Genomic DNA, 13,102 nt, shown 5'->3' with positions numbered 1-13,102 from the left:
CCCTCGGCGAACCCGGTGGTGTCCGTACCGGTCGGCTGGAATACTCGGCCTATGGATGCGCCGCGCAGACTGGTCCTGGTCAAGGGTGAGTCGGAACTCCCCGATCCGGCTGTTGCCGTGCGCAAACCCCCACTGATTCGTGAAGCCTACGGACGAGTGCTGCGGGAGGTTCGACGCGATCAGGACCGAACTCTCGACGACGTAGCCGCAAAGGTCGGGATGTCGAAGCAATACCTCTCCGAGATCGAACGGGGCAAGAAGGAACCGTCGTCGGAAATTCTGCGCGCAATCTGCGAAGCGCTCGGGATGCCGCTCGAGCATCTGCTGTTCCGAGCGGGCAACCGGATCGTTGCGCTCAACTCCCTCACCTTCGGGCACTCTCCCGCACCGATCTCGGGTCCCGTCCTGATGGCGGCCTAGTCAGTTCCCTTCGATGAGGGTGTCAGCCAGTCCGTAGGAGATAGCGTCGTCGGCGGTGAAGATCCTGTCGCGATCGGTGTCCTTACGGAGCCGCTCGACGCTCTGACCGGTGTGCTTACTCAGAATCGCCTCGGTCTGCTCCCGGATTCTCAGGATCTCGGCTGCTTGAAGCGCGAGGTCCGAGATGGTGCCGCTACCTTGCGTCGACGGTTGGTGCAGCAGCACCCGCGAATGGGCAAGAACATGCCGATGGCCTGGAGTGCCGGCGGCCAGAAGCACTGCAGCAGCCGAAGCCGCTTGACCCATGCAGTACGTGGAAATCGTCGGTTTCAAGAACTGCATGGTGTCGTAGATCGCGAGCATCGCCGTGGTGGAACCGCCGGGAGAGTTGATGTACAAACCGATTTCGCGATCCGGGTTGTCGGCTTGCAGATGCAGCATCTGAGCCATCACGACGTTGGCGACGCCGTCGTCGATCTCTGTGCCGAGAAAGACGATGCGCTCGTTGAGCAGCCTGCTGAAGATGTCGAAAGATCGCTCACCCGTTGGTGTTCGCTCGATGACACTGGGAATCGTGTACTGGGACATGACGTCACAATCCGATCTTGGGGAAGGTGGCTTGCGGTGCTATCTCGGCGAAGGACGTCACGACGCGGTCGACGATTCCGTACTCGCGCGCCTGCTCGGCGGTGAACCAGCGATCCCGATCGCTGTCGGTCTCGATCTCTTCGACGGTCCGGCCCGTTTCGGCGGCGAGGATTTCCTGCGATTGACGCTTCATCAGCTCGAGACTTTCGGCCTGGATCGCAATGTCCACCGCAGTGCCACCGATACCTGCCGAAGGTTGGTGCATCATGATGCGGCTGTGCGCCAAGCTGATTCGCTTGCCATGGGTGCCGGAGCAGAGAAGCACCTGGCCCATGCTGGCGGCGAAGCCCATCGCGACCGTCACGACGTCGTTGGGGATGAGCTTCATAGTGTCGTAGATGGCCAGACCGGCAAACACCGATCCGCCAGGTGAATTGATGTAGAGCACGACGTCGCGCTTGGGGTCGGTGGTGGCGAGGAGCACCAGTTCCGAACACACACGTTCGGCCATGGCGTCGTTGACCTCGCCGGTGAGCAGAATGGTTCGCTGTCGGAAGAGCCTGTCTGTCAACAGGTCACGGTAGCCGGTATCGGTGGGCGCTTCAGTAGTCATGAATCCATTCCTACCGGCGCGGCAGTGCCGCGGCCCCGCCTGTCTGCTGTGGGCAGACCACCCCTGTTTTTACCCGCCCCCCTGTTTGACTGCCGCCTTTTTTGCCTGCCCCCTGTTTGAGCGAACGGCACGTTCAGTCGATCTAAGGCGCCGAAAGTACCGTTCGCTCGAAAAGCGGTGGGTACAAGAGCGGGCAAACCCGTCACCGACGGCGGCGGTAGCGGTACCGCGCACACCCGGCCATGATGGGAGAAGACAACCATTCCTCTCGTCAGGAGCGTGGCATGACTCGTCCGGTACGCATCGGTGTTCAACTCCAACCCCAGCACGCACCCGATTACGGGTTGATACGCGACGCCGTCTTGCGGTCCGAGGACGCCGGGGTGGACATCGTCTTCAACTGGGACCACTTCTACCCGTTGACCGGCGATCCCGACGGCGCCCACTTCGAATGCTGGACCATGCTCGGCGCCTGGGCCGAGCAGACAGAACGCGTCGAGATCGGCGCCCTGGTCACCGGTGGTGGCTACCGCAATCCGGATCTGCTGGCCGACATGGCGCGAACCGTCGACCACATCAGCGGTGGGCGCCTGATCCTCGGTATCGGTGCCGGCTGGTTCGAGAAGGACTACGACCAGTTCGGATACGACTTCGGCACTCCCGGTTCACGGCTGAAACTGCTGGGCGAATACCTCCCCCGCATCACGGGCCGCCTGGCGAAGGGCAACCCGCCGCCGACGCGCAACATCCCGGTCCTCATCGGCGGTGGCGGCGAGAAGAAGACCCTGCGCTTGGTCGCCGAGTACGCCGACGTCTGGCACAGCTTCGGCGACCGTGAGACACACCTGCGCAAGTCAGACATCCTCTCCGACCACTGCGCCGACGTGGGCCGGAACCCGCTGGAAGTAGAGCACTCGGTTCCGTGGCCTGGGCTCGAAAATGCAGCCGACCTGGTCGCCGACGGTGTCTCACTCTTCACCGTCGGCGTCAGCGGACCGGACTACGACCTCACGACGCTTGCCGAGGCCATCGGTTGGCGCGACGACAACACGCCGCCTGCGTTGAGCGGGCTGGCCTGAGCGGTACCAAGGACTTCGTCGTTGTCGGCGCCGAGAACGGGCGGCGCCGACGTCAGACGTGGCCTCTGGCCGGAGAAGTTGACCGGAAAGGCCACTTGCTTCAACGGTCCGAGCGTCGGATGGTCGACGGTTCCGACCATGCCGAGCGCGGCGGTGTGGGGATCGGAGTAGATCTCGTCGAGATGCCGGATCGGTGAGACCGGTACGGCGCGTTCGGCGAGAAGAGCGCACCAGTGTTCGACGGTCTCCGATGCGAAGGCGCTGGCGAGTTCTCGTTCCAGACTCTCGCGGTTCTCCACCCTGTCGCGGTTGTGGGCAAAACGCGGATCGGTGACCAGTTCACTCCTTCCGATGGCCTCGCACAGCGACGCCCACATCGCGTCGTTGCCGACAGCGATGACGAAGTACCCGTCGCTGGCAGGAAATGCTTGATACGGAGCAAGATTCGGATGACCGGAGCCCAACGCAGTCGGGCGCTCACCGGTGGCGAAGTAACTGGTCGCCCAGTTGACGTGCATCGCGAGTTGGCACTCGTACAGCGACGTGGTCACGTACTGTCCGCGTCCGGTCCGGCCTCGCTCGACCAATGCGGCCAGGACACCGACCAGTCCGAAAAGTGCTGCGCCCAAGTCTCCCAACGCAAATCCGGATTTCATCGGAGCGCCGCCGGGCTCACCGGTGAGCGACATGAGCCCGCCCGCGGCCTGCGCGATCATGTCGTACCCCGGTTCGTCGCGCAGCGGTCCTTCTTCACCGAAGGCAGAGATGTGCAGGGTGATCAGATGCGGGTATCGCTCGGACAGCGCCTGGTAGTCGAAGATCTTCTGTAATCCGCTGCCCGGCTTGAAGTTCTCCACGACTACATCGGTCTCTTCGAGCATGCGGTGGATGATCTCCTGTCCTTCGGTGGACTTGAGGTCGATCGTGACCGACTTCTTGCCGCGGTTGATCGCGAGGTAGTAGGCGGCATCTACGCCGACGAAGGGAGGCCCCCACGAACGCGTGGGGTCGCCGCCTTCAGGGTGTTCGATCTTGGTGACGTCGGCTCCGAGATCGGCAAGCGACATGGTTGCATACGGCCCGGCAAGGATCTTCGACAGATCGAGCACGCGGACACCAGCCAAGGGTGTGGGCCCTGTTGGAGAATTCACCGCTGACCTCCTGCTACGGAGAGGAACTCGGCTATGACGTCACGTGCGTCATCCAGCTCGACGTCACCGCCGTCGGTTATCACGTCGAGATCGCCGAGGGCGGCCGACGGCACCTTCCCGGCAAGACCGGCCAGGTAGGAATTCGCCACCAGCAGTGACCGGTACCCATTACCGTGTCGGATGCCGTGGTCCGCAAGATCGAAAAGCAGCGTCGCCATGACGGCACGAGCCAACTCGTCGGCATACTTTGCGCTGGCGGCCTGGGCGGCATCGTCAGATCCGGAGATCAGACGATCTCCTTCCTCTACCAGTTCCTCCCAGCGCCGCAACAGAACTCCGGCACCGGCCTCGCAGTCCGGTCCGACGGTGGACAGGATGTCCGTCATCGCTCCCGCGACGGTGCGGTGCGAGCCGAACTTGCGCAGGCACCGAAGTACGTCCAGCGCAATGACATTGCTCGACCCTTCCCAGATCGAGCCCAAGTGGGCATCCCGCACTAGTCGCGCGTTGGCCCATTCCTCGATGTAGCCGTTTCCTCCGCGCACCTCCATGGCCTCGCCGGTGACCACCCGCGCGCGTTTGCAGACAAAGTGTTTGGCGATCGGTGTCAGTACCCTGATCAGTGCGCGCGCCTGTTCGTCGCCGCCGTCTGCTGCCTGAAGACACTGTGCGCTGTACGCGACCAGGGCCAGCGAAGCCTCGGCATCGAGTGCAAGGGGAAGAAGTGTCGCCCGCATCAGCGGCTGGTCGAAGAGCCTCTTACCGAACACGACTCGGCTCTTCGAATGTTCGACGGCTTCACGGACTGCTCGGCGCATGAGAGCGCTCGAACGCATCGCATTGGAGAGGCGAGACGTGTTGACCATTTCAGCCATCTGGCGGAACCCTCGATCGAGTTCACCGACCTGGAGTGCGTGCGCCCGGTTCAGCGTCACCTCGCCGCTCGGCATGGAACGCGTACCCAGCTTGTCCTTGAGACGATCGATCGTGAGGTTGTTGCGCTCGCCGGATCCCAAGGTCTTGGGCACCATGAACATTCCGACTCCACGCGTCGAACCATCCTGTCCGCCCGGGAATCTTGCGAGGGTGATGATCACATCGGCATCCGGGTTGGAGGCGAACCACTTCTTGCCCGTCAGAACCCATCCGTCGCCGTCGCGCTCGGCGCGTGTTTCGGTGCAGGCGATGTCGGTTCCTGCCTGAATCTCGGTCATGAACATCGCACCCGTCTTCGCCTGCTCGGGGTCCGTCGACGTCAACGCGTCGATCCAGGGCGCGAACACGGCCGGATCACCGAACATACGCAGGGTCCGCGCAGCAGCATCTGTCATCGACACCGGGCAGGCCAGCCCGAACTCGGCCTGCACGAAGATGTACGACGCGAGGTACTTCGCGAGTGGCGGATGCACGGAGTCCCATCCGTGCAACCCTTTTCGGTGCGACATGGCGGACAGGCCGTACTCGTTGTACGCCGCCCGGCACAGTTCCAGGTAGGCCGGGTGATAGGAAATCCGGTCGACGCGGTCACCGGCCTTGTCGAATTGCTGCAGCACCGGCGGGTTCTTGTCTGCGATGTCGGCAAGCTCGGACAAACGGCCGGCTGCATCTCGGCCCAGCCGGTCGAGCAATCCGTTCAACGTCTCTCGGTCCGCCCCGGCGGTCCATCTGTCCACTACCGCTGTCAGAGCGGGGTCGGTGTGTGCAAAGTTCATCAGTGGTCAACGCCTTTCAGGGTGGAAACATCGGTCATGTTCGAGGAGCTCGTCGATTCCAGCCCTTGCGCGTGCAGCGCACTCCTGCGCAACAAAGCAGTCATACAGACAAGGGAGAGAACGACATACACGAGCCCGAGAGCTACGACCGGCCAGATCGAGTTGGTTCGCGTCAGCAGATACTGGCTGACCATCGGGGCCGTTCCGGCAAAAACGGCGGTCGACAATTGGTACGACAGAGAGATGCCGGTATACCGAACATTGGTGGGGAAAACCTGCGCCAGGATGCCGGCCAACGCGGCGTAATACATTGCGTGAGGCGCCGTCGCGAGGACCATACCCAGAATCGCCAAGGGCACGGAACCCGTCTGAACCAGCACGAACATCAGTGGTAGGAGCACGATCTCCGGAAGCAGCATCCAACGGACCGCTTTCGACGGATCGATCCGCGTGGCCAGCACAGCGCCGAAAGGCTGTACGAGCGCCTGGGCTACCAGTGCGACGGTGATCACGAGGAGGAAGTCACTGCGCTCGAAGCCGAGATCCGTTGTCGCCCATGAGAGCGCAAAGGTTGTCTTGACGTACGTGATGGCAACACCGGCAACCACAGCGCCGACGCCGAGAGCAAGTTCGACGGGATGCGAACGCAACACTTCGACCAGCGGCATCCGTGTACGTTCCTGTGCCGCAACAGCCTTCTTCATCTCAGGTGTCTCGGAGATGTGCAACCTGATGTAGAGAGCGACGATCACCAAAGCTGCGGATCCGAGGAACGGCAGACGCCAACCCCACGACTCGAACACGGAATCCGACATCAACGTCAGGCCGAGGAAGGCCAGCGTCGCGAGCAGGTTGCCGACCGGTGAACCCTGCTGCGCAAACGCACCGTAGAGCACCTTTTTCTTCGGGGGAGCGAACTCGGTGGCGATCAATACGGCGCCACCCCATTCGCCGCCCATGGCAATGCCCTGGAGAACACGCAGTGCCACAAGCAGTATCGGTGCCCAGATCCCGATCTGGGAGTACGTAGGGAGGAGACCGCCACCGACAGTTCCCAACCCCATGAGCGCGAGGGTGATGATCACGGCGTTCTTGCGACCGAACTTGTCTCCGAAATGACCGAACACCACTCCGCCGACCGGACGAGCCACGAATCCCACGGCAAAAGTCGCGAAGGCTGCGAGTGTCCCCACCGCCGGCGACGCATCCGGGAAGAACAGCGGGCCGAGCACCAAGGCGGATGCGGTTCCGTAGATGTAGAAGTCGAACCATTCGATGGTCGTTCCGACAAACGCCGTGATTCCGGCCTTGCGTGCCTGTTTGGTGTTGTATTCAGGCGGATTGGTGTCTTGACCTGGGTGTTGATCCACGGTTCTCCCTGATTCTCGCGTCGGGCATCACCAAGGGATGCAATGTGAGGCGTGAATCACTATCGTCCGAAATCCATGTAGAGTCCAAGACTTAGTTCGACTTATTTATGTGGGAGAACCACATAATGAAACCCGGGAGGAGCGACGTGGAACTGCGTCAACTGCGCGCGTTTCTCGCAGTCGCCGACGAACTTCATTTCGGCCGGGCCGCCGAGCGACTCCACATCGGGCAGTCCCCGCTCAGCCAGACCATTCGGGCGCTCGAGCGTGAACTGGGCACCGACCTGTTCGTCCGGACCACCAGATCAGTGCAACTGACCGCCGCCGGCGAAGCCTTGGTCACGCCCGCACGGATCATCGAAGCGCAGATCGCCGTGGTACGAGAAATCGCATCGGCCGCGTCGACTGGCGAGACGGGCCGTGTCACAGTGGGTTTCGGCGGAACGGGCGGCTACACCGTCCTGTCGGCCCTCACACGGTCCTTGGCCGACTCCCATCCGGGAATCGAACTGGAACTACGGCCGCAGATGTACTCGGGTGAGGTGCTCGACGCTCTCCGACGCGGAGCACTGGACATGGGCATAGTCGGCCTGCCCATTCCGCGCGGATTCGAGACTCACACTGTGCGGGAGGAAACCTTGATGGTCGCGGTTCCTGCCAGGCATCACCTCGGTGCGCATGACTCGGTGTCACCGGAAGACCTGGCAACCGAGCGATTCGTGATGTATCCCGCCGAGCACGGCTCGGTGGTGCGCGATGCGACGTTGTCCGTGTGCGCCACAGCAGGTTTCACGCCCACCGTCGCGCACGAAGCCCCCGATCCGTACAGCCTGTTGGCCATGGTCGGAGCGGGGGTCGGGATCGCCGTCGTCGTGGAGTCGACGGCGCATCTGTCCATGGACGGGGTCGTGTACCTGCCGATCGCCGGGGCCACGCCCACGCTGAAAATCGCGATGGCATGGCGACCGAACAATCCGACGCCGGCAGTACACACCGTCACCAGGGTACTGAGGGAGCAGCCTTAGGCTCTCGCGAGAATTCCGGCGAAATCTGTTCCCACAGACAGAGTTCCGTACTCGTGACCACGGTCGGCACCGAGGCGAGCGGCAATGAACGCATCGGACGAGGCGGCCGGGGAGTGGCGCACCATGAGCGAAGCCTGCAGCGCCAACGCCATAGCCTCGACGACGGTCCGAGCGCGGAGCTGAGCGTCGGCGGGTGCCATCGTGGCGAGCTCACCGAGTTGGCGTCGTACCCGATCGAGGTGCTGATCGAGGACCGGGTTGTTGCCGCGGGCGAGGTTGATCTCGTGGTCGAAGGCGGCAACGGAGTCGGGTTCACGGGTCATCGCGCGCAGGACGTCGAGCGCGATGACGTTGCCCGACCCCTCCCACACGGCCATGACGGGCTGCTCACGGTAGCGACGGGCAAGCGGGAAGTCCTCGGTGTAACCGTTGCCGCCCAGGCACTCGAGGGCTTCGTAGGAGTGGTGCGGGCCGCGCTTGCAGATCCAGTACTTCGCAACAGCTGTCGCGAGTCGGCGGAACGCCTTTTCCTGCTCATTCGCGTCCTCGTCCTGCGCACGGGCCAATCGCAGTGCGGTGATGGTCGCGGCCTCGGATTCGAGAGCCAGGTCGGCGAGCACCGACGTCATTGCGGGCTGATCTGCCAGGACGGCACCGAAAGCGCTGCGGTGCCGTGCATGCCACACCGCTTCGGCCACCGACTGACGCATACCCGCCGTGCTGCCGAGAATGCAGTCGAGTCGCGTCTGGGACACCATTTCGATGATGGTCCGCACACCACGTCCCGGTTCGCCGATCATGGTGCCGACGGTGCCGTCGAGTTCGATCTCGGACGACGCGTTGGACTTGTTGCCCAGCTTGTTCTTCAGACGCTGGATGCGGAAGACGTTGCGTGTGCCGTCAGGCAGGATGCGGGGGAGAAGGAAGCAGGAAAGTCCCTCGCCGGCAGCACCTTCGGCCTGAGCGAGAACCAGGAAGGCGTCAGACATCGGCGCGGAGCAGAACCACTTGTGTCCGGTGAGGAGGTAGTCCGCACCCGGGCCGCCACGTCCGGCCGGCTTGGCGATGGTCGTGTTGGCTCGCACGTCGGAGCCACCCTGCTTTTCCGTCATCGACATTCCGAAGATCGCGGATGCCTTTCCGGGAGCAACCAACTCGGGGGTGTAACTCCGAGAAAGGGCACGCGGGGTCCAGATGGCGGCTACATCGGGTTGCAGCTCGAGCGAGGGGATCACAGCGTGCGTCATGGAGATCGGGCACGCGTGGCCCGGTTCGACCTGGGAGAACAGCATGAATGCCGCGGCCCGAGCCACGTTGGCACCCGGCTTGGGGTCAGCCCAGGCAGAGGTGTGAGCACCGTGCGCAACGGCGGCAGAGATGATCCGGTGATACGACGGATGGTATTCGACCTCGTCGATGCGGTTTCCCCAGCGATCGAAGGTCTTCAATTCGGGGATCACCGTGTTGGCCAGCTCGGCGTCGTGCTGGAACCCGGCACTGCCGACCAGTTCACCGATATCGGTGAGTTCACTGGTGGCCCAATCGGCGTCGTGACGCGCGACGCCTTCGGCCAGGACCGTATCGAGCAGGAACTCGTTGACGTCCGTGCGCGGTACCGACTGGTTGAGCACTGCATGGGTGCGATGCGGAGCCGGGTGGGTGACGGTCTTCTCGGAAATATCAGTCATGACAGGCCTTTCAGCTCGCTGCGCGGATGAGGTGCTTCTGGATCTTGCCGGTCGGTGTACGCGGAAGAATCGTCGCGAACACCACTTCACGCGGAATCTTGTAGCGCGCCAACTTGTCCGAGAGGTAGTCCTTGATGTCGTCGGCGCTGATGACATCCGGTTCACGCCAGACGACGTGCGCGACGACGGTCTCGCCCCATTCTTCGTTGGGTTTTCCGACAACGGCGACGTCGACGACGTCCGGGTGGCCGGAGATCACGTCCTCGACCTCCTTGGAGTAGACGTTCTCACCGCCCGTGATGATCATGTCCTTCGCGCGGTCGACGATGAAGAGGTAGCCGTCCGCATCCTTGCGCGCCAGATCGCCGGTGCGATACCAACCGCCGTCGGCAAATGCAGCCTTCGTGGCAGCGGGGTCGTCGAGGTACCCCTGCATGACGGTGTCGGCGCGCAGCCAGATCTCACCGATCTGATCGGGCTCCGCGTCGGTGCCGTCATCGGCAACCAGGCGCAGGTCGACGCCGGCCAGCGCGACGCGGCCGATCGAGCCCGCCTTGCTCAACTGCTCTTCGGGGTACAGCACGGTGCCCACTGGCCCGGTCTCGGTCATGCCGTAGACCTGCCGGAATTCGGTGGTGCCGTACGACTCCACCAGTCGCCGAGCGACATCCGCGCCGATCGGTCCCCCGCCGTACAACCACGCACGAACGCTTCCGAGGTTGTAGTCGGCAAAGTTCGGCACGAGGTTGAGTGCAGTGGTGTAGATGACCGGCGGGCCGAAGCAGAGGGTAATGCGTTGTTCCTGAACTGTTTCCAGGAATTTGACGGGATGGTACTCGCGCAGCAGCACGACGGTTCCGCCCATGTAGAGCGTGGACATGAACCAGTTGTTGAGCGGGGAAGCATGCCAGATCGGCACGGCCATGAGCAGTCGCTCGTCCCGAGTCGTCGACACGGCGAGGGCCGCGGTGACGGCAACACCGACGACGTTGCGGTGGCTGTGGACGCAGCCCTTGGGCGAGCCGGTAGTCCCCGAGGTGTAGAGGATTTCGGCCGGATCGTTCTCGTCGATGTCGATACCGTCAACGCCGTCCTGGCGGGTGATGGCGTCGTCGAAGAAGTCGAAACCGTCTGCGACAGAGTCCGTGCTGATCAGCTTGGCCGTTGTCTCCAGTCGACCGACAACCGGCGCCAACTCACCGTCGAAGACGCACACCGACACCTTCGCGTGTCCCAGCACGTAGGCAACTTCCGGAGTCTGCATCTTGTGGTTGATGGGGACCACGACGGCGCCCAAGCGCCAGGCACCGAGCATCGCGTACACGAATCCCGGAGTGTTGTAACACATCAGCGCGACGCGGTCGCCCGGCTGCACGCCCAGCGACTGCAAATAGCCTGCGGCGCGTCGACTTCCGTCCTGAACCTGGGAGTACGTGTGATCGTGACCGTCGAATATCAGGAAGGGTTTGTCCGGGGTCTTGGTGACGTTGCTGTCGAATACGCGAACGATATTCATCGAAGTCCTTGTCGGAGAATCACGCTCGAAGAGAGTTCATTCCATCGAGCTGTTGAGTACGGCGTCGGGTATCTGGAGGGTGGCGAAGATGACGGCAACCGCCTCCTCGAGGGAGTAGCCGAAGCTCTCGCCGGTGGCAGTCTTCTGGATGACGAGGCCGAAGATCGCAGACCAGAAGGCCTTGGACTCGACGTCGATGCCCGCGCGCAGCTGCCAGCCGGTGCGGATCAAGGTACGGAGGAGGGCGGTTTCGCCCGAGGAGTGCAGAGTGCGAAGCGTTTCGGAGATCAGGTCGCGGAGTTCACCACGACGACCCGTCATCATCATCGCTTCCACGAAGAGTTCGACGCTGGGAGCGCCCGAGCCCAGGAGGGATCCGACCAGCTTCTCGGTGTAATCGCCGACCGTGTCGGCGTCGGCGGCATCGACCTCGGCACGCTTGCCTGCGCGCAGAACGGCCGCGCACGCCACCTCGACGAAGAGCTTTTCTTTGGAGCCGTAGTAGTAGGTCACCTGGTTGGGATGGGCGCCGGCGGCCGTGCAGATCTGCGCGATGGAGACGCTGTCGCCGTGCTCGAGGAACAGCTCGGTTGCGGCGTTGAACAGCGCCATGCGCGTCTGCTTGCCCGACTCACGCGTCGCGCGCGCTGCGGGAACTGCCTCGGTGGCCATCACGAACTCCTACTTGTTTGTACGACAAACAATAACTCGGCGTTGTTTGTATGGCAAACAATTTCTTCCCGACGCGATGACATGTCGACTTCTATCGACATGTCTGATGTGCGGGATTACTCTCTGAACATCGAGCACCCGAGAACTTCGGCTTTTCTGCGAGGAGGCGCCCTGCAATGCTCGCGCGATCCGGCTTCTCCCTGCCCACACGCACGACTCTCACGGGCGACTGGGCAGATTTGTTGCGCGAGCATTTTGTCGCGCTCGACGTATCCGATATCGGAGACGGCGATCGATTCAGCGGGGCCGTCCACTCGGCCCAACTCGCACACGTTCGGGTATCCGCAGTTCAATCGATGGAACAACGAATAGTCCGTAGCAACAGCCTCATCAAAAGCGACGGCGCGGACTATCTGCAGATCGGGATGATCCGCCGCGGTAGCGCGGTAGTGCGCCAAGACGACCGCGAATGCGTCCTGCGACGTGGCGACTACGTCCTGTACGACACCACGCGCCCCTTCGATTGGCAGATCGAGGGACACGCATACGACGGCATCTGGGGACTCGAGGTGTTCACCTGGCCACGGTCGTACCTGTCGCTCAGCGACGCGGAGGTCACGAGCCTGACCGCCATCGCCTTCGACGGACACGCGGGCCTGAGTGGCCTGCTCGGTCGCTTTCTTCACGATCTTGCCTCCGTCCGCATGACGTCCGACGCAAGCGGAGACGAAGAGGAAGTCGTCAACGAGATCGGCAACCTGGTCAAGTCCGTTCTTCACACAACTGCGCGACCGATCACCTCGCGGCGAACCAGCCTCTACGAATCCGCCCTGTCGGTCATAGACGCCCGCATCGCAGACCCGGCCCTGTCTCCGGTGGACATCGCGGGATCGGTCAAAGTCTCCATTCGGCAGTTGCACCGAGCCTTCGCCGAACACGGCACGACGGTGTCACGGTCGATTCGCAGCCGTCGACTCGACGGTTGCCGTCGTGAGATCGTGCAACGACACGGAGTAGAGCGGTCGCTGACCCAGATTTCTCACCGCTGGGGATTCACCGACCTGGCCGCCTTCAGTCGAGCCTTCAAGGCGGAATTCGGGATCAGCCCGCGGCGGTACCGGTCGCAAGCAGCGGCCCCCACAAGTACTACCCGCTGATCTGTAACATCTTCGGACACTTACCCATTGAACATGGTGTTCAAAATTTTCTGTCGCCGAAGCGTATCCACAATTCTTGGCACGGTAGGCCAAGCATCGGGCGCTGACGGC

At 62.8% G+C, this 13,102-nt stretch carries 12 protein-coding genes; 4 read left to right on the top strand and 8 right to left on the bottom strand.

Features of this window, described 5'->3' with window-relative positions:
• Positions 1 to 51 precede the first annotated feature (51 nt).
• Positions 52 to 420 carry a helix-turn-helix domain-containing protein gene (locus tag V3587_RS23760; protein WP_003946041.1) on the top strand — a complete coding sequence of 123 codons (369 nt, stop codon included), beginning with the start codon at positions 52 to 54 and terminating at the stop codon, positions 418 to 420.
• Here the strand turns inward: V3587_RS23760 and V3587_RS23755 are convergent, their stop codons facing one another.
• Together V3587_RS23755 and V3587_RS23750 are read right to left on the bottom strand one after the other, a co-directional pair.
• Complete coding sequence (locus V3587_RS23755; RefSeq protein ID WP_003945993.1) at positions 421 to 1,008, bottom strand: ATP-dependent Clp protease proteolytic subunit; 588 nt, start codon at positions 1,006 to 1,008, stop codon at positions 421 to 423.
• Positions 1,009 to 1,012: 4 nt separating this feature from the next.
• Entirely contained in the window at positions 1,013 to 1,621 is a 609-nt protein-coding gene (locus V3587_RS23750; RefSeq protein ID WP_007735229.1) for a ClpP family protease, read from the bottom strand.
• A 284-nt stretch (positions 1,622 to 1,905) separates the two neighbouring features.
• Here V3587_RS23750 and V3587_RS23745 point away from each other — a divergent pair, with 284 nt between their 5' ends.
• The gene (locus V3587_RS23745) at positions 1,906 to 2,700 is read left to right on the top strand and encodes an LLM class F420-dependent oxidoreductase (RefSeq protein WP_030537640.1); all 795 of its coding nucleotides are present in this window, start codon (positions 1,906 to 1,908) and stop codon (positions 2,698 to 2,700) included.
• Here the strand turns inward: V3587_RS23745 and V3587_RS23740 are convergent.
• The 3 genes from V3587_RS23740 to V3587_RS23730 are packed head-to-tail and all read right to left on the bottom strand — an operon-like array spanning position 2,622 to position 6,933.
• Complete coding sequence (locus V3587_RS23740) at positions 2,622 to 3,851, bottom strand: CaiB/BaiF CoA transferase family protein (RefSeq protein WP_261256227.1); 1,230 nt, start codon at positions 3,849 to 3,851, stop codon at positions 2,622 to 2,624. The genes V3587_RS23745 and V3587_RS23740 overlap by 79 nt on opposite strands.
• Entirely contained in the window at positions 3,848 to 5,563 is a 1,716-nt protein-coding gene (locus V3587_RS23735; RefSeq protein ID WP_065456433.1) for an acyl-CoA dehydrogenase family protein, read from the bottom strand. Before V3587_RS23735 ends, V3587_RS23740 begins: the two co-directional genes overlap by 4 nt.
• A complete protein-coding gene (locus V3587_RS23730; RefSeq protein ID WP_283377371.1) occupies positions 5,563 to 6,933 on the bottom strand; it encodes an MFS transporter in 1,371 nt (456 codons plus the stop codon). The genes V3587_RS23735 and V3587_RS23730 overlap by 1 nt, the downstream gene beginning before the upstream one ends.
• Before the next feature lie 146 nt (positions 6,934 to 7,079).
• Here V3587_RS23730 and V3587_RS23725 point away from each other — a divergent pair, with 146 nt between their 5' ends.
• The gene (locus V3587_RS23725) at positions 7,080 to 7,958 is read left to right on the top strand and encodes a LysR family transcriptional regulator (RefSeq protein WP_003946037.1); all 879 of its coding nucleotides are present in this window, start codon (positions 7,080 to 7,082) and stop codon (positions 7,956 to 7,958) included.
• On the opposite strand, the gene V3587_RS23720 is transcribed toward V3587_RS23725, so the two are convergent.
• From V3587_RS23720 to V3587_RS23710, 3 genes are read right to left on the bottom strand one after another with little or no spacing between them, the layout of a single operon-like run.
• Positions 7,955 to 9,646 carry an acyl-CoA dehydrogenase family protein gene (locus V3587_RS23720; protein ID WP_211921817.1) on the bottom strand — a complete coding sequence of 564 codons (1,692 nt, stop codon included), beginning with the start codon at positions 9,644 to 9,646 and terminating at the stop codon, positions 7,955 to 7,957. The genes V3587_RS23725 and V3587_RS23720 overlap by 4 nt on opposite strands.
• Positions 9,647 to 9,656: 10 nt before the next feature.
• Entirely contained in the window at positions 9,657 to 11,162 is a 1,506-nt protein-coding gene (locus V3587_RS23715; protein WP_030537646.1) for a class I adenylate-forming enzyme family protein, read from the bottom strand.
• Positions 11,163 to 11,198: 36 nt separating this feature from the next.
• The gene (locus V3587_RS23710) at positions 11,199 to 11,834 is read right to left on the bottom strand and encodes a TetR/AcrR family transcriptional regulator C-terminal domain-containing protein (protein ID WP_030537647.1); all 636 of its coding nucleotides are present in this window, start codon (positions 11,832 to 11,834) and stop codon (positions 11,199 to 11,201) included.
• A gap of 176 nt (positions 11,835 to 12,010) precedes the next feature.
• Between V3587_RS23710 and V3587_RS23705 the strand changes: the two genes are divergently transcribed.
• Positions 12,011 to 12,991: a helix-turn-helix domain-containing protein gene (locus V3587_RS23705; protein WP_283377370.1), complete on the top strand. Its 981-nt coding sequence runs from the start codon at positions 12,011 to 12,013 to the stop codon at positions 12,989 to 12,991.
• Positions 12,992 to 13,102: the final 111 nt, after the last annotated feature.

The organism is Rhodococcus sp. IEGM 1306, assembly GCF_036541985.1.
GTDB classification, from domain to species: Bacteria; Actinomycetota; Actinomycetes; order Mycobacteriales; family Mycobacteriaceae; genus Rhodococcus_F; species Rhodococcus_F qingshengii.
Note: the sequence above shows the minus strand (reverse complement) of the source record. Positions and strands in the feature narration are given on the sequence as shown.